Source organism: Janthinobacterium lividum, from assembly GCF_034424625.1.
Classification (GTDB): domain Bacteria; phylum Pseudomonadota; class Gammaproteobacteria; order Burkholderiales; family Burkholderiaceae_D; genus Janthinobacterium; species Janthinobacterium lividum.
The window spans coordinates 5,850,642-5,866,318 of the sequence record NZ_CP139976.1; the positions used below are offsets into that span (position 1 = coordinate 5,850,642).

A 15,677-nucleotide genomic window follows, 5' to 3' on the forward strand; every position below is an offset into this window, starting at 1 on the left:
TGCCCGCATTCCATATTCAGCATCGAGCAAAGGAGCAGGCATGAGCATAGGTGGCACTTCCATCGAACAGGCATTGGCATCGCTGTCGGACATGACGGGCGGCATGGTCGCCATCGGCAAGGACGAACATGCGCAACGCATCGCCAGGGCGCAGGCATTCATGCGCAAACAGGGCATCGCCGCGGTCTACCTGAACGCGGGCGCCAATCTCACCTATTTCACTGGCACCAAATGGTATGCCAGCGAACGCATGGTGGGCGCCATCCTGCCGGCCAGCGGAGAGATCGAATACATCGCCCCCGCCTTCGAGGAAAGCACCTTGCAAGGCTTCATGCTCATCGAAGGCAAGGTCAATTGCTGGGAAGAGCATGAAAGCCCGTACCAGCTGTTCGTCGACGTACTGGCGCGCATGGGGATAGCTCAGGATGAAGCTGCGCCGCCACGCGTGGGCATCTGCGAAAGCGCCGCCTTCTTCATCTACGACGGCATCAAGCCGCTGGCTCCCGGCTACGCGCTGGAAAACGCGCGCGCCGTCACCGCGTACTGCCGCAGCCGCAAGTCACCGGCGGAAATCGCCCTCATGCAGCGCGTGATGGACATGACCCTGGCCGTGCACGTGGCCACGGCCAGCATGCTGTACGAAGGCATCACGACGGTGGAAGTGGAAGAATTCATCCAGCGCGCGCACCGCAAGGTGGGCGCGCCCCGCTCGTATTTTTGCATCGTGCTGTTCGGCGAAGCGACGGCCTACCCGCATGGCGTCAACTACGTACAAACCTTGAAAGCGGGCGACACGGTGCTGATCGATACGGGCTGCCAGGTGATGAACTACATCTCCGACATCACGCGCACTTATGTGTTTGGCGCCATCAGCGAGCGCCAGCGCTCCGTATGGAACAGCGAAAAGGCGGCGCAGGCCGCCGCATTCGCGGCCGCCCGGCTGGGCGTTCCCTGCGGCGACGTGGACCGCGCCGCGCGCGTCTCGCTGGAGGCGGATGGCTTCGGCCCCGGCTACAAGCTGCCCGGCCTGCCGCACCGCACGGGCCACGGCATCGGCCTCGATATCCACGAGTGGCCTTACCTGGTGGGCAATGACACGACGCCGCTCGACGTGGGCATGTGCTTCTCGAACGAGCCGATGATCTGCATCCCCGGCGAATTCGGCATCCGCCATGAAGACCATTTCTACATGACGGATGCCGGTCCGCGCTGGTTCACGCAGCCGGCGCACAGCATCGATGATCCGTTCGGTCTGCAGGCTTAAGCTGCCTTCGTCAACGCCAGCCTCCGTGCCGCCGGCACGGTGGCAATCGGCGCCAAACCACCCTGCGCCAGCTTGAACACGGCCAGCGCCGTACCCAGTTGCACGGCCTGTTCCTGCAGCGATTCGGCGGCCGCCGACGCCTCTTCCACCAGCGCGGAGTTTTGCTGCGTCATCTGGTCCATGCTGCCGATGGCCACGCCGATATCGCCGATGCCGGCGCTTTGCGCCTGGCTGGCGGTACTGATTTCGGCCATGATGTCGGCCACCTTTTTCACGGAATCGACGATCTGGCCCATGGTCAGCCCCGCCTCGTCGACCAGCTTCGAGCCGACATTCACCTTGGCCACCGAATCGCCGATCAATTGCTTGATTTCCCGCGCCGCTGCCGCGCTGCGCTGCGCCAGGTTGCGCACTTCGGATGCCACCACGGCAAAGCCGCGCCCCTGCTCGCCCGCGCGCGCCGCTTCCACGGCCGCATTCAAGGCCAGGATATTCGTCTGGAAGGCGATGCCGTCGATGACGCCGATGATGTCGACGATGCGTCTGGATGAATCATTGATCTCGCCCATGGTGGTGACTACCTGGCTAACAACCTGCCCGCCCTTCACGGCAACCGAAGATGCCGACACCACCAGTTCATGCGCCTGGCCCGCGTTGGCGGCATTGTCGCGCACGGTGGAGGTCAGGCTGTCCATGCTGCGCGCCGTCTGATCCAGGCTGCCCGCCTGCGATTCCGTGCGCGCGGCCAGGTCCGCATTGCCCTGGGCGATTTCGGCACTGGCCACTTGGATGGTTTCGGCCGACGCCTTGATACCGGACACCATGCCGGCCAGCCGGCCGCGCATCTCCTTCAATGCCGCCAGCAGACTGGCCTGGTCGCCCGCCTCGGTGGCGATCTCCATCGACAGGTCGCCATCGGCCACGGCGCGCGCGATCTGGCGCGCATATTCGGGTTCGCCGCCCAGCTGCTGCCAGATGGCGCGCACGACGAAATGCGACACGGCCACCAGGCAGACGATGACGGCCAGCGCCACGGCGATGCTGGTATTGAGCGCATTGCGCACATTCGCCGCACTGCGTTCGATGCCCTGCTTGAACTGCAATTGCGCCTGTTCGTTGGTCTTTGCCAGGTCCGTATTGAGCACCGCCAGCGCGCCCTGCATGCGCGCCACGGTCGCTTGCGGGTCACCCTCTTCCATTTCCAGCATGATGCGCGCCGCACTCAGGGCCGGCGCATAGTAGGCATCGAATTCCCTGGCCAGGCGCAGGCCCTGCTCGCGCTGGCCAGGGATCGCCGCGAAGTCGCCCAGCCTGGCGCGCAGCTTGACTGCCTGGCCGCCGACTTGCCCGATACGCTCCTTGTCGCCTTCACTGACGGCATCGCGCAGGGCGTCGCCGACGGCGGCCACGTCCAGGGTCAGCGACTTGGCCATGTCGAGCACGGGATAGTCGGCGCTTTCCGTGGCGTGGATGGAATTGAGCGTGGCCGTGGACAGGTAGGCGCTGACGGCCAGCCCCAGCCCGAAAATCATGGCCGAGACGACAGGCAGCGCCCATATCTTGCGTTTGATGCTCATTGCTGTCTCCTGATGTTATCTCGTGCAAAAGACGGCATGCGTCGCCGCATGCCGTCATGGCGGCCTTATGGCGTCGTCAGCACCACTTTGACGGTGCCGTCGACGGCACTCTTCTCGATATAGCCGATGGCTTTCGGATCGGCGGCCACGGCCTTCTTCACGTCGGCGCTATTGGCCACTTCCTTCGGCAAGGTCGCCTTGCCCGTGAAGACCAGCTTGGACCACAGGGCCTTCGCCTGCGACGGCTCCTTGTCCGTCACCTTCTTGTAGAACTCCGCGCGCACGGGGGCGCTTTCCGGCTGGTCGACCGGCGTCATGGCCGTCGATTTACCGAGGAAGAATTGCGCCACCTGTTCGTTCGTCATGGCGCCGGCGGCGCTCTTCGGATTGACCACCACGACCACTTCGGCCATGACGGGAACAGCGGTCGACAGCGCCAGCAAGGCAGCCAGACTCAAGATCATTGGTTTCATGCGGCGCTCCTTAGAAAACGAAATCGATGGCGGCGGCAGCCACCGTGACGGGGCCATGGAAACCCGGCTTGGCTTGCACGAACAGGCCCGGGCCATTCTTCGGCTTGATGCGGTCGATCTGCACTTTCAGCGCGGCCGAACGGTGGAAGTCCCAGCGCACGCCGATGCTGTCCGTCGATTGCTCCAGCTGATTGCGCATATATGCGAGGGTGTCGACGCCGGCCGACAGGGCGCGCAAGGTCGGCGTGCAGGCGGCTGGATAACCGGCAGGACAGGATGAGGGCACGGTGTTGTTCACGCGGCCATCGGCCTTCAGGCTGGCGTGGCTGTAGTACGGCAGGAAGGCGCCGATGCGGTAGCCGCCCATCACGTACCACGAGGTGCTGTCGCTGACATAGCTGTCCGTCTTGCGCTTCGCATATTCGGACTGCACCAGCACATTGTTCCAGTCCAGGCCCAGGCCCACGGACGTAAACGATGCCTTCTTGTCCTTGACTTCCAGCGCATCGGCCAGGGCGCCCAACTGGGCGATCCTGTAGCCGCTGCCGGCCGCGCGCAAGCTGCCCATCAAGGTATTCAGGCTGGGCGAATCGTTGATCGTCAGTTTGGTCTCGGCCCGGCCGAAACGCACGGTGACGGGACCATGTTCGGCCACCACGTTAAGGGCGACGATGGACTTGCCTTCCACCTGCACGGTCGAATCAGGCCCCGTGGCCAGGGTGGCCTTGGTGCGGCCCAGCGCCAGCTGCGTGGTGATGCTGGTGTCGCCCGCGCTGAACTGGTAGGTGCCATCGATGCCATCGATGCTGTTCAGGGGAACCTGCGAATACATTTCGCCGGGCGGACGCAGCATGGTGTTGGCATAGCCGACGTTACGGTAATCGGAAATCATGAAGACAGGCAGGCCCATGCGGCCGACGCGCACGCTGAAGCTGTCCGATACCTTGGCCTTGGCAAAGGCCCACGCCAGTTCGGCGCCAAAATCGTCTTCGCCATCCTTGCGCGCCAGCCCTTGCACGGTGGCCGACAGCCAGGGATTGACGGTGACATTGGCCTGCAAGCCCAGGTTGGAATCGACGCCCGTGCGGGCGGTGCGGTCTGCGCCGGCAGCCTGGTTCGGGCGCGCGAACTGCGCGCTGTCGGTATCGGCCATGGTCATGGCGGCGGTGCCGTAACCGCTGATCTTGACCGCGGGACCAGGGGCCTCTTCGGCATAGGCATGGCTGATGGCCAGGGGCATGGCCAGCAGGAAAATCAGGACGTGTTTATTCATAGTAATTAAATACCCGTAGCGGTGAACGTTAATCATGGAATGGGACTCGCGGTCGATGGCTCACCGGCCGTAAAAGGCCGGGTCCGTTTTTTTCGCGCCGCCATCGCCTTGGGCGTCCATGGCGGCGTGACCAGTGAGTAAAACCATGCTACAGAGAAAAGGTTTTACGTTGGAAAGTTTTCTTGAGGCAATGAGCGAATTCGCCCATTTCCATGAAAAAAGCACGCGTTCTAGAGGGGTTTATCTAAATAGCACGCCGTGCAAAACCACACTTAGAGCCTATCCCAGTAGATGAATACATCCCCCGCTGGCGCGCCTCAGAAGCGGGGACTGCGTTGATCGTCGTCGCGTGGCTCGCCACGCGTCCTCCTCACGCCTTGTCCGCGCTCCTGATGTGCTGCCAGCAGAAGACGCTCCCTACTGGGATAGGCTCTTAGCCTATATTTTTCATACACTTATGGATAATTCAAGACGAAAAGAATCCGCATAAAAAAAGCGCCGCCCGCGCGAAGATCGCGGGCGGCGCCGTTCAAACCAATCCTGCCAGAGACGCTTACTCTCGGACTTACTCGCGCTTCGACACCAGGGTCAGAATATCGTAGCTGGCCACCAGTTCCTCGTTCTGGTTCGTCACCTGCACGTCCCACGCGACCACGCCCTGGCCCACGCCAAACACGTCCTTGCGGTTGCGGTCGACCTTGCGCTTGCACGTCAGGCGGGCGCGGATGGTGTCGCCAATCGCCACCGGCGCGACGAAGCGCAGGTTGTCCAGGCCATAGTTGGCCAGCACAGGACCGACGCCTGGCGAGACGAACAGGCCGGCGGCGGCCGACAGCACAAAGTAGCCGTGGGCGATGCGCTTGCCGAACTGCGACTCCTTGGCCGCGATTTCATCGAAGTGCATGTAGAAGAAGTCGCCCGAAATGCCGCCGAAGGCGACGATGTCGGCTTCGCTGACGGTGCGGCGGTGCGTGAGCAGCGAGTCGCCCGTCTTCAAGTCCTCGAAGTGCTTGCGGAACGGGTGGATCGGGCTTTCATTGACGTCCGCGCCGCGCACGTATTCGCCGGTGATGGCCGCCAGCATGGTCGGCGAGCCTTGCACGGCCGCCCGTTGCAGGTAGTGGCGCACGGCGCGCACGCCGCCCAGCTCTTCGCCGCCGCCCGCGCGGCCAGGGCCGCCGTGCTTCAGTTGCGGCAGCGGCGAGCCATGGCCCGTCGAATCGACGGACGCCACGCGCTCGAGCACGTGCACGCGTCCATGCGTGGCCGCCACTTGCGGCACCACGCGCGCGGCGATCTTCGGATCGCGCGTCACCAGGGTGCTCACCAGGCTACCCTTGCCGCGCGCTGCCAGGGCCAGCGCTTCATCGATGTCCTTATAGCCCATCATGGTGCTGACGGGGCCGAACGCTTCCACGTCATGCACGGCATCGTTGCCGAAAGCGTCGCGGCACAGCAGCAGGGTCGGCGAGAAAAAGCTGCCGTCAAGGGCACCATCGCCCAAAGGACTAAAACCGTCAGCCGCGCCGAACACCACTTCATTACCTTGCGACAGGGTGGCGACCCGTTCGGCCACGTCGTTCTGCTGTTCCTTCGACGCCAGCGCGCCCATGCGCACGCCCTCGATGGACGGATCGCCCACCACCACCTTGGCCAGGCGTTCGCGCAGGCGCGTGCCGACGGCGTCCATCAGGTGCTCGGGCACGATGATGCGGCGGATGGCCGTGCACTTCTGGCCCGATTTCCCCGTCATCTCGCGCACGACTTCCTTGACGAACAGGTCGAATTCCACGTCGTCTGGCGTGACGTCCGGCGCCAGGATGGCGCAATTGAGCGAATCGGCTTCGCCGTTGAAGGGCACGGATTGGGCGATCAGGTTCGGATTCGTGCGCAGCTTGGCGGCCGTGGCGGCCGATCCCGTGAATGTCACGAAATCCTGGCCATTCAGGCGGTCCAGCAAGTCGCCCGTGGAACCGATCACCAACTGCAAGCTGCCGGCCGGCAGCAAGCCCGATTCATGCATCATGCGCACGACGGCCTGCGTCAGGTAACTGGTCGCCGTGGCCGGTTTGGCGATGCAGGGCATGGCTGCCAGGAAGCTGGGCGCGAATTTTTCCAGCAAACCCCAGATGGGGAAATTGAAGGCGTTGATGTGCACGGCCAGGCCGCCGCGCGGTACCAGGATGTGCGTGCCGGCGAAACCGCCTTTTTTACCGAGCGCGATGGCCGGGCCTTCGTGCAGCACGTTCGACGACGGCAACTCGTGGCTGCCCATGCTGGCGTAGGCGAACAGGGTACCCGTGCCGCCTTCAATATCGACCCAGCTGTCGGCACGCGTGGCGCCCGACAGGTGCGAAATCGCATACAGTTCTTCCTTGCGCTCGACCAGGTACAGGGCCAGCGCCTTCAGGCGCGCGGCGCGCTGCTGGAAGTCCAGCGCCATCAGGCCCGGCACGCCCGTCTTGCGGGCATACGTGACGGCTTCGTCGAAGTCGATCTTTTCCGCATGCGTGTGATAGATGACGCGGTTGTTCAAGGCGCTGTGCAAGGGCACGGCAGCGCTTTCGCCCAGCCAGCGGTCGGCGATCAGGCTTTGCAGGGTGGATATATGAGCCATGTGGTTTACTCCTATGTTGGTTTACTGCGTGCTTACTGCGCTGCTGCGTTCTTGTGCAAATGCAGCGGCAAGGCGGATTCGAAATTCAGGCGCTGGCGGCCGGCCTCGACTTCCGTCAGGGCCTCCACCTCGCGCATCGTCTGCATGGAACGCACGGCCAGTTCGTGATATTGGCCCGTGCCCGAGCTTTTCCATTTGATTTCATCGTCGGTCAGCGCGCGGATGATCTTGGCCGGCGTGCCCACCACCATGCTGCGCGGCGTGACGATCATGCCCGCCTTCACAAAACTCATGGCCGCGACGATGGATTCCTCGCCGATGACGGCGTTATCCATCACCACGGCGTTCATGCCGACGAGCGCATTGCGGCCGATGCGGCAGCCATGCAGCACGGCACCATGGCCGACATGGCCGTCGACTTCGACCACCGTGTCGCAGCCGGGGAAGCCGTGCATGACGCAGGTGTCCTGCAGGTTCGCGCCCTCCTCCAGGATCAGGCGGCCGAAGTCGCCGCGGATCGAGGCCAGCGGACCGATATAGCAGCGCGGACCGATGATCACGTCACCGATCAGCACGGCCGACGGGTGCACATAGGCGCTGGGGTGGACGACGGGGGTGACGCCGTTGATTTCGTAGACTTTGACCATACTCACTTTCCAATACACATGTTGCGCAAGCTATTTCTAAACGCAACGTAGAGCTGGGGTCAGACGGGGACGCCGGGTCCCGACGGGTCTGACCCCGGATTTTCACATGCCCAGATAGGCACTTTGCACCTGCTCGTTATGCAGCAATTCAGGCCCCGGACCGGACAGCGTGATGGCGCCCGTCTCGATCACGTAGCCCACGTCGGCGATCGACAGGGCGGCGTGCGCGTTCTGCTCGACGAGGAAGATGGTGATGCCCTGGTCGCGCAGCTCGGCCACGATACGGAATATCTCCGCGATCAGGAGCGGCGCCAGGCCCATGCTCGGTTCATCGAGCAGCAGCAGTTGCGGACGGCCCATCAGCGCGCGCGCCATGGCCAGCATCTGCTGCTGTCCGCCCGATAACGTCCCGGCCAGCAGCAAGCGCTTTTCCTTCAGTATCGGGAACAGGCCGTACATGCGCTCCATGTCACCGGCCACGTCCTGCGGTGGGCGTGTAAAAGCCCCCAGGCGCAGGTTGTCTTCCACCGTCATGGGGCCGAACACTTGCCGCCCTTCCGGCACCTGGCAGATGCCGGCGCGCACGCGCCTGTCGGCGCTCATGCGGCTGACGTCCTGGCCGGCGAAGGCGATGCTGCCGGCGCTGATCGGCTGCACGCCGGAGATCGCCCGCAGCAGGGTTGTCTTGCCGGCGCCATTCGCGCCCACCAGCGCCACCAGCTGGCCCTGACGCACTTGCAGGTCGATGCCGTGCAAAGCCTGGATGCGGCCATAATGACTGGTCAGGCCGGCGATATCGAGCACCAGCGGAGTCTGAGGTATTTCCATTGTCATCATGCCGCCACCCCCAGATATGCCGCCACCACGTCGGGATTGGCGCGCACTTCGGCGGCGGTCCCTTCGGCCAGCTTCTTGCCATAGTCGAGCACCAGGATATGGTCCGACAGATTCATCACCAGTTTCATGTCATGCTCGACCAGCACCACCGTCACGCCCGATTGCGCCACCTTGCGGATCAGCGCTTCGATCTCGCCCGTTTCCGTGTGGTTCAGGCCCGCGGCCGGTTCATCGAGCAGCAGCACTTTCGGCTTGGCCGCCAGCGCGCGGGCAATTTCCAGGCGCTTCAAGGCGCCATACGACATCTGTCCCGCCTCGTCATCGATATGCCGGCCCACGCCGACGAATTCCATCAGGCCCGCCGCCTCGTCGCGGCAAGCCGCATCCGCGCGGCGCACGGACGGCAAACGCAGCATGGAAGCGAACAGGTTCTGGTTCAGGCGCAGATGCGCGCCCACCATCACATTGTCGATAGCCGTCATGTTCATGCACACTTGCAGGTTCTGGAAGGTGCGGCTCATGCCGCGCCGCGCCAGCGCATCGGGCGGCATGGCGGCCACGTTCTCGCCATTGAGCAGGATTTCTCCCTTGCTCGGCGTGTAGACGCCCGTGATCAGGTTGAACAGGGTCGTCTTGCCGGCGCCATTGGGCCCGATCACGGAGTGGATATTACCCTCCTTGACGGTAAAGCTCACATCCTGCACCGCGTGCACGCCGCCAAAGCTCTTGCTCAGATTGTTAATCGTCAGCATCTCATACCTCCTGCGCCGGTGGTTTTGCCGCGCCTTCGGGGGCTTTGGGTACCTGCGGCACTCCTGCCCGTTTGCGTGACCGGCTGGCCAGGCTGGGCACGAGGCCTTTCGGCATGAAGATCATGGTGGCCATCAGGATCACGCCAAACACCACCGTTTCCCAGCCTTCAAAACTGGACAGCAGTTGCGGCAGGATAGTCAGCAGGGCCGCGCCGATGATGGAGCCGAAGATCGACGCCATGCCGCCCACCACCACCATCGTCACCAGCTCGATCGAGTGGAAGAAGCCCGCCAGGTTGGGCGTGATGAAACCGATGTAATGGGCACTGATGCTGCCCGCGATGCTGGCAATGACAGCCGACAGCACGAACACGCGTACCTTGAAGCGGGTCGTATCGACGCCGACCACGCGGGCCGCCACTTCCGAACCGTGGATGGCCTGCAGCGCGCGGCCGACAGGCGAATCGATCAGGTTCAGGGCCAGCCACGTCACCAGCAACAGCAGCACGGCGCACAGGATGTACCACGATTTTTCGCCGGCGATTTCCAGCCCGGCGACCGAGAAGGCGGACACGCCGATGCCGTCAGGGCCGCCCGTCCACTGCGTCTCGTTGTTGATGACGATGGAAATGATGATGCCCAGGCCCAGGGTCGCCATGGCCAGGGTGTGGCCCTTGAGTTTCAGCACGGGACGCGCCAGCAGCAGGGCCAGCAAGCCCGTGGCAACCGCTCCTGCGGCCAGCGCGGCCAGCGGCGGCCAGCTGTAGTGCGTGGTCAGCACGGCAGACGCATACGCGCCCAGGCCGTAGAAACCGGCGTGGCCCAGGCTGATCTGGCCCGTATAGCCCATCAGCAGGTTCAGGCCGATGACGACGATGGCGTTCAGGGCAATGCGAATCGCCACGTCATAATAGAACGCATTGGTGAGGAACAGGGGCAGGATGGCCAGCACCAGGGCCAGCAACAACAGGCCACCGTGGCGTGAGCGGGCAAAGAAACTCTTCATACACGCTCCGAATTTTTAGCGCCAAACAAGCCTTGCGGCAGGAAGAACAGGATCAATAAAATCAGCACAAAGGGGACGGCATCTTTATAAGCCGACGAGATGTAGCCGGCCGTCATGGCTTCGGCGATGCCGAGGATCAGGCCACCGGCAATCGCGCCCGCGCCGCCACCCAGGCCGCCGAGGACGGCGGCGACAAAGCCTTTCAGGCCCAGCATGATGCCCGCGTCGTAAGACGTATACGTGATCGGTGCAACGAGGATGCCGCCGGCAGCGCCCAGCAGGGCCGACAGGCCAAACGAGAACAGCAGCACCTTGCGCGTGTTGATGCCCACCAGTTGCGCGGCCAGCTTGTTGTGGGAGGTGGCCAGCATGGCCTTGCCCATCAGCGTGCGGCCGAAGAACCAGCCCAGCACCAGCACGATGACGACGGTGACGCCCAGCACCCACAGGCTTTGCGGCAGCAGGCTGGCGCCCAGGAACTCGATCGGCGCGTCGCCGGAAAACGCTGGCAGCGAATGCGTGTCCTTGCCCAGCCAGATTTGCACCAGGCCGCGCAGCACGAGCGAGGCGCCAATGGTGATGATCAGGAGCGTGATGACCTGTGCATTTTGCGCCGGTTCGATCACGGTTTTTTCCATCAGCAGGCCAACGATACCGGTGGCGATGACGGCCAGGATGATGGCCAGCGGCAGCGGCACGCCGGCGGCCGACATCACGGCAGCCAGCATCCCACCCAGCATGATGAATTCGCCCTGGGCGAAATTAATCACGCCGCTGGTGTTGTAGATGATGGTGAAGCCCAGCGCCGCCAGCGCGTAGGCGGAACCGACCGTCATCCCGGAATACAGAAATTGTAGAAATTGTGCGACTTCCATGGTGTCTCCATTATGTTCGGCTATGCGCGGACCGCCTTCGAGGGCGGCCCGCGCAGGTACTTCTCGCTTACATCATTTCGACAATTGCCATTCGCCGTTCTTCACTTCGACCATGCGGAAAGCCGACAGATCCAGGCCCATGTGGTCTTTGGCCGACATGTTGAAGACGCCCGTCGTGCCGACAAAACCCTTGGTCGACTCCAGCGCCGCCCGCACTTTGTCGCGGTCCGTGCCGCCGGCGCGCTTGATGGCGTCGACCGACAGGTTCAGGGCGTCGAGCGCATAGCCGCCAAAGGTCGATGGGTCGATCTTGTAGCGGTCCTTATACGTCTTGTCGTAGCCGACGACGATAGCCTTTTGCGCATCGCTGTCCGGCAGCATGGCGCCGATCAGGAGGGCTGGCGTTGGCAGACGCACGCCTTCGGCGGCCTTGCCCGACAATTTGAGATATTCGTCGGACGCCACGCCATGCGACTGGTACAACGGCAGCGCGGCCATGCCCAGCTGGCCATAGTTCTTGGTCACGACCGCCGGGCCCTGGCCCAGGCCGAAGACGAAGACGGCTTGCACGCCAGCAGTATTCTTGATGCGCGTGAGCTGCGCCGTGATGTCCGTGTCTTTCGGGCCGTAGGTTTCATCGGCCACCAGCGTGATGCCGTATTTCGAGGCGACGATTTGCGATTCCTTGCGGCCCGAAGCGCCAAAGCCGCTCGTTTCCGACAGCAGGCCCACCTTGCTGATGCCGCGCTTCTTCATGTCCTCGAACACCTTCTCTGCCGCCATGCGATCCGTATGCGGCGTCTTGAACACCCATTTCTTGACCGGGTCGATGATGACCACGGCGCCGGCCAGCGAGATGAACGGCATGCTGGCGCGCTCCACCAGCGGCGCCATCGCCATCGTCGCGCCGGTGGTGGTGCCGCCGATCAGTACATCGACCTTGTCGGACTCGATCAGGCGCTTGGTAAAACCGTTGGCCTTGGCGGCATCGCTGCCGTCATCGTAATGCACGAGTTCCAGCTTGCGTCCCAGGACGCCGCCGGCCGCGTTGATCTTCTCGATATACAGCTGCAGGGTTTTCAGTTCCGGGTCGCCCAGGAAGGCGGCAGGTCCCGTGACGGACAGCACGGAGCCGATCTTGATGTTATCGGCCGCATACGCGCCCACGGCGGACATGGCCAGCACGCCGGCGATCAGGGTTTTCTTGAAGATATTGGCAATCATTGTGGTCTCCACCAGGTTGGCACTACGGTCAAATTGGGTGGTGCTATCTTGCACCTTGTTTTATATACTGCTTTCTTTTATACGCGTTCAATAACGATGGCAATACCCTGCCCCACGCCGATGCACATGGTGCACAGCGCATAGCGCCCGCCCGTTCGTTCGAGCTGGTTCAGCGCGGCCATCACCAGGCGCGCGCCCGATGCGCCCAGCGGGTGGCCGATGGCGATCGCACCGCCATTCGGATTTACGTGGGCCGCATCGTCCGCCAGCCCCAGGTCGCGCGTCACCGCCAGTGCCTGCGCCGCAAACGCTTCATTGAGTTCGATCACGTCCATCTGCTCAATGCTCAATCCCGTTTGCGCCAGCACCTTGCGCGACGCGGGCGATGGACCAAAACCCATGATGCGCGGCGCCAGCCCGGCCGTGGCCATGCCCAGTACCTTTGCGCGCGGCGTCAGTTTGTATTTGTCGACGGCGGCGGCGGACGCCAGCAGGATGGCGCAGGCGCCATCGTTCAAGCCCGAGGCATTGCCGGCCGTGACTGTGCCGTCCGGCTTGACCACGCCCTTGAGCTTTGCCAGCATGTCCAGCGAGGTATCGGGACGCGGATGTTCATCCATCGTCACCATTTTCGGCTCGCCTTTTTTTTGCGGCACGGCGACGGGCACGATTTCGCGCTCGAACACGCCTGCCGCGTGGGCGGCCGCCCAGCGCTGCTGGCTGCGCTGGGCCAGCGCATCCTGGTCGGCGCGGCTGATGCCAAATTCCACGGCCACGTTTTCCGCCGTTTCCGGCATGGTGTCGATGCCGTACTGCGCCTTCATCTTGCCGTTCACAAAACGCCAGCCCAGGGTCGTGTCTTCGATTTTCGCCGCGCGCGCAAACGCGCTGTCGGCCTTGCCCATCACGAAAGGCGCGCGCGTCATGCTTTCCACGCCACCGGCGATGATCAGTTCCGCCTCGCCCGCCTTGATGGAACGGGCAGCCATGCCGACGGCATCCAGGCTGGAGCCGCACAGACGGTTGATGGTATTGGCGGGTACTGCCGCCGGCAAGCCGGCCAGCAGCGCAGCCATGCGGCCCACGTTGCGGTTGTCCTCGCCCGCCTGATTGGCGCAGCCGTAGAACACGTCGTCGATGGCGGCCCAGTCGACGGACGGGTTGCGGGCGATCAGCGCGGCAATCGGCAGCGCACCCAGGTCGTCCGCGCGCACGCTGGACAGCGCGCCGCCATAGCGGCCAAACGGGGTGCGTACGGCGTCACAGATAAAAGCGTCATTCATGTCTGGTTCCTTGTTCGGGCGAGCTATCAGGAAAAAATCTTCGGGCGCTGGTCAACCACGCGGCGGGCCTTGCCCGTCAGGGTGCGTTCGATGCCGGCGGCGGCCACGAGGCGCACGCGCGTGCTCACGCCCACGTGTGTCTTGATGCGGTGTTCCAGCTCGCGCGCCAGCGCGTCCGTTTCACTGGCCGAGATGGTGGCAGTGAGGTCGATACGCAGCTCGGCGACCACTTCCAGCTTGTCGAGGTGGCCGTCGCGCGTGACCACCAATTGATACTGTGGCGCCAGCTTCGGCATTTTGAGGATCAGCTCTTCGATCTGCGTGGGGAAGACGTTCACGCCGCGGATGATCAGCATGTCGTCCGAGCGGCCGGTGATCTTGCCGATGCGGCGCATCGAGCGCGATGTCGGCGGCAGCAAGCGGGTCAGGTCGCGCGTGCGGTAGCGGATGATGGGCAGCGCTTCCTTCGACAGCGAGGTAAACACCAGCTCGCCCTCTTCGCCGTCCGGCAGCACTTCGCCCGTTTCCGGATCGATGATTTCCGGGTAAAAATGGTCTTCCCAGATGACGGGACCGTCCTTGCTTTCGATGCATTCGGATGCCACGCCAGGGCCCATCACTTCGGACAGGCCGTAGATGTCGACGGCGTCGATGCCGGCACGCGCCTCGATTTCCGAGCGCATGGCGTCCGTCCACGGCTCGGCGCCGAAGATGCCCACCTTCAGCGACGATTCGGCCGGGTCCAGACCCTGGCGCGTGAATTCCTCGATGATGTTGAGCATGTACGATGGCGTAACCATGATGATCGACGGTTTGAAATCCTGGATCAGTTGCACCTGCTTTTCCGTCTGCCCGCCGGACATCGGAATGACCGTGCAACCCAGGCGCTCGGCGCCGTAATGCGCGCCCAGGCCGCCCGTGAACAGGCCATAGCCGTAGGAGATATGCACCATGTCTCCCGCGCGGCCGCCGCCGGCGCGGATCGAGCGCGCCACCACGTTGGCCCAGGTATCGATGTCGTTCTGCGTGTAGCCGACCACCGTGGCCTTGCCCGTGGTGCCGCTGGACGCGTGGATGCGCACCACCTGCTCGCGCGGCACGGCGAACAGGCCGAACGGATAATTGTCGCGCAAGACTTTTTTATCGGTGAACGGGAATTTGGCCAGGTCGGACAGCGATTTCAGGTCGTCCGGATGCACGCCCGCTTCGTCAAAAGCGGCGCGGTAATGGGGCACGTTGTCATACGCGTGCTTGAGCGTCCATTTCATGCGTTCGAGCTGCAGCGCCTGCAGTTCATCCTTGCTGGCGCGCTCGATCGGCTCGAGGTCATTCGGTGCTGGGGTTCTCTGGACCATCTCTGTCTCCTGATTCGGTTCTATAACTATGTAATTCGTTCCGGCAGTTCAAGCCTGCTCTCGTACCTTCAATTGCTGATGACTTCACCCGCCACGCGAATCGACTTGCCACGGAAGAGCGCGATGGCGCGCCCTTCCTGGTTGCTGACCTTGACGTCGTAGACGCCGCTCTTGCCGGCCAGCGCCTGCTCGACGGCGTGCGCCGTCAGCACGTCGCCTTCGCGGCCCGGCGCCAGGTAATCGATGGTGCAGCCGGCTCCCACGGTGTTCATGTTGTAGCTGTTGCAGGCAAAGGCGAAGGCGCTGTCGGCCAGGGCAAAGATAAAACCGCCATGGCAGGTCTGGTGGCCATTGAGCATGTCTGGACGCACCGTCATCGTCATGCGCGCATGGCCGGGTCCCACTTCGGCCAGGGCGATGCCCATGGCGGCGGTGGCGTTATCGCGCGACAGCATGGAGGCAGCGGCCGCTTCGGCCAGGGCTTGTGCGGTCAT

At 63.5% G+C, this 15,677-nt stretch carries 14 protein-coding genes; 1 reads left to right on the forward strand and 13 read right to left on the reverse strand.

The features are described 5' to 3' along the window. The first annotated feature begins 40 nt into the window (after positions 1-40). Positions 41-1,264 carry a M24 family metallopeptidase gene (locus U0004_RS26415; RefSeq protein WP_070254569.1) on the forward strand — a complete coding sequence of 408 codons (1,224 nt, stop codon included), beginning with the start codon at positions 41-43 and terminating at the stop codon, positions 1,262-1,264. On the opposite strand, the gene U0004_RS26420 is transcribed toward U0004_RS26415, so the two are convergent. From U0004_RS26420 to paaI, 13 genes are all read right to left on the reverse strand, one after another. Then, entirely contained in the window at positions 1,261-2,841 is a 1,581-nt protein-coding gene (locus U0004_RS26420) for a methyl-accepting chemotaxis protein (RefSeq protein WP_070254570.1), read from the reverse strand. The genes U0004_RS26415 and U0004_RS26420 overlap by 4 nt on opposite strands. Positions 2,842-2,906: 65 nt before the next feature. Further along, positions 2,907-3,314, reverse strand: a complete 408-nt coding sequence (locus U0004_RS26425; protein ID WP_070254571.1) for a type 2 periplasmic-binding domain-containing protein — start codon at positions 3,312-3,314, stop codon at positions 2,907-2,909. Positions 3,315-3,324: 10 nt separating this feature from the next. After that, complete coding sequence (locus U0004_RS26430) at positions 3,325-4,587, reverse strand: hypothetical protein (protein ID WP_070254572.1); 1,263 nt, start codon at positions 4,585-4,587, stop codon at positions 3,325-3,327. Positions 4,588-5,152: 565 nt separating this feature from the next. Next, positions 5,153-7,204 carry a phenylacetic acid degradation bifunctional protein PaaZ gene (paaZ, locus tag U0004_RS26435; RefSeq protein WP_070254573.1) on the reverse strand — a complete coding sequence of 684 codons (2,052 nt, stop codon included), beginning with the start codon at positions 7,202-7,204 and terminating at the stop codon, positions 5,153-5,155. Positions 7,205-7,236: 32 nt separating this feature from the next. Further along, a complete protein-coding gene (gene paaY / locus U0004_RS26440) occupies positions 7,237-7,851 on the reverse strand; it encodes a phenylacetic acid degradation protein PaaY (RefSeq protein ID WP_070254574.1) in 615 nt (204 codons plus the stop codon). A 102-nt stretch (positions 7,852-7,953) separates the two neighbouring features. Further along, positions 7,954-8,685, reverse strand: a complete 732-nt coding sequence (locus tag U0004_RS26445; RefSeq protein WP_070254575.1) for an ABC transporter ATP-binding protein — start codon at positions 8,683-8,685, stop codon at positions 7,954-7,956. Beyond that, on the reverse strand, positions 8,685-9,440 hold the full coding sequence (locus tag U0004_RS26450) for an ABC transporter ATP-binding protein (protein WP_070254576.1): 756 nt from the start codon (positions 9,438-9,440) through the stop codon (positions 8,685-8,687). Before U0004_RS26450 ends, U0004_RS26445 begins: the two co-directional genes overlap by 1 nt. Position 9,441: 1 nt before the next feature. After that, on the reverse strand, positions 9,442-10,446 hold the full coding sequence (locus U0004_RS26455) for a branched-chain amino acid ABC transporter permease (RefSeq protein ID WP_070254577.1): 1,005 nt from the start codon (positions 10,444-10,446) through the stop codon (positions 9,442-9,444). Continuing rightward, entirely contained in the window at positions 10,443-11,321 is an 879-nt protein-coding gene (locus tag U0004_RS26460) for a branched-chain amino acid ABC transporter permease (protein ID WP_034780386.1), read from the reverse strand. The genes U0004_RS26455 and U0004_RS26460 overlap by 4 nt, the downstream gene beginning before the upstream one ends. A 72-nt stretch (positions 11,322-11,393) precedes the next feature. Continuing rightward, a complete protein-coding gene (locus U0004_RS26465) occupies positions 11,394-12,545 on the reverse strand; it encodes an ABC transporter substrate-binding protein (protein WP_034780388.1) in 1,152 nt (383 codons plus the stop codon). A gap of 77 nt (positions 12,546-12,622) precedes the next feature. Continuing rightward, positions 12,623-13,828 carry a 3-oxoadipyl-CoA thiolase gene (gene pcaF / locus U0004_RS26470; RefSeq protein WP_070254578.1) on the reverse strand — a complete coding sequence of 402 codons (1,206 nt, stop codon included), beginning with the start codon at positions 13,826-13,828 and terminating at the stop codon, positions 12,623-12,625. Positions 13,829-13,854: 26 nt separating this feature from the next. Next, on the reverse strand, positions 13,855-15,183 hold the full coding sequence (gene paaK / locus U0004_RS26475; RefSeq protein ID WP_070254579.1) for a phenylacetate--CoA ligase PaaK: 1,329 nt from the start codon (positions 15,181-15,183) through the stop codon (positions 13,855-13,857). 68 nt (positions 15,184-15,251) lie between these two features. Beyond that, positions 15,252-15,677: a hydroxyphenylacetyl-CoA thioesterase PaaI gene (paaI, locus tag U0004_RS26480; RefSeq protein ID WP_370385414.1), complete on the reverse strand. Its 426-nt coding sequence runs from the start codon at positions 15,675-15,677 to the stop codon at positions 15,252-15,254.

Bases quoted from the DNA above. Each gene is read 5' to 3' on its own strand.
- U0004_RS26415 (WP_070254569.1), top strand. From the start codon at position 41: ATGAGCATAGGTGGCACTTCCATCGAACAGGCATTGGCATCGCTGTCG.
- U0004_RS26420 (WP_070254570.1), bottom strand. From the start codon at position 2,841: ATGAGCATCAAACGCAAGATATGGGCGCTGCCTGTCGTCTCGGCCATG.
- U0004_RS26425 (WP_070254571.1), bottom strand. From the start codon at position 3,314: ATGAAACCAATGATCTTGAGTCTGGCTGCCTTGCTGGCGCTGTCGACC.
- U0004_RS26430 (WP_070254572.1), bottom strand. From the start codon at position 4,587: ATGAATAAACACGTCCTGATTTTCCTGCTGGCCATGCCCCTGGCCATC.
- paaZ (WP_070254573.1), bottom strand. From the start codon at position 7,204: ATGGCTCATATATCCACCCTGCAAAGCCTGATCGCCGACCGCTGGCTG.
- paaY (WP_070254574.1), bottom strand. From the start codon at position 7,851: ATGGTCAAAGTCTACGAAATCAACGGCGTCACCCCCGTCGTCCACCCC.
- U0004_RS26445 (WP_070254575.1), bottom strand. From the start codon at position 8,685: ATGACAATGGAAATACCTCAGACTCCGCTGGTGCTCGATATCGCCGGC.
- U0004_RS26450 (WP_070254576.1), bottom strand. From the start codon at position 9,440: ATGCTGACGATTAACAATCTGAGCAAGAGCTTTGGCGGCGTGCACGCG.
- U0004_RS26455 (WP_070254577.1), bottom strand. From the start codon at position 10,446: ATGAAGAGTTTCTTTGCCCGCTCACGCCACGGTGGCCTGTTGTTGCTG.
- U0004_RS26460 (WP_034780386.1), bottom strand. From the start codon at position 11,321: ATGGAAGTCGCACAATTTCTACAATTTCTGTATTCCGGGATGACGGTC.
- U0004_RS26465 (WP_034780388.1), bottom strand. From the start codon at position 12,545: ATGATTGCCAATATCTTCAAGAAAACCCTGATCGCCGGCGTGCTGGCC.
- pcaF (WP_070254578.1), bottom strand. From the start codon at position 13,828: ATGAATGACGCTTTTATCTGTGACGCCGTACGCACCCCGTTTGGCCGC.
- paaK (WP_070254579.1), bottom strand. From the start codon at position 15,183: ATGGTCCAGAGAACCCCAGCACCGAATGACCTCGAGCCGATCGAGCGC.
- paaI (WP_370385414.1), bottom strand. From the start codon at position 15,677: ATGACCGCACAAGCCCTGGCCGAAGCGGCCGCTGCCTCCATGCTGTCG.